The organism is Ochrobactrum sp. SFR4 (genome assembly GCF_019730395.1).
Taxonomy (GTDB): domain Bacteria; phylum Pseudomonadota; class Alphaproteobacteria; order Rhizobiales; family Rhizobiaceae; genus Pseudochrobactrum.
In genome coordinates this window covers 1-247 of sequence record NZ_JAAPBB010001146.1, presented here as the reverse complement: position 1 = coordinate 247, position 247 = coordinate 1, and the positions used below count along the sequence as shown (strand labels likewise).

General features: G+C 43.7%; 1 protein-coding gene. It reads left to right on the top strand.

Annotation, left to right across the window (positions count from 1 at the left end):
• The coding region (locus HBA93_RS22635; RefSeq protein ID WP_221724732.1) for a hypothetical protein at positions 1 to 247 on the top strand (247 nt) is incomplete at both ends.

The window sequence follows — 247 nt, the reverse complement described above, 5'->3', positions numbered from 1 at the left end:
CTCCCTGTAGCAAAGCGTCTTTTGGCAGAGCCAAAATCTCAGATAGAAGAGGACAATTCTATTCAACCGGCAGCCGAAGAAACTCCGGTTCAACCTGAAATCTCTGAAGCAAAAACTCCCCCTACTCCGGTTAAGATCGTTCATAATGAAATCAGTTCATCGGTTTCTGATGGTTCAAATGATAATGCTGGTGAAAAGATTACTGAAGCAAAGCCGATTGTCGATCAGGACGAGATTGAGGATCAAC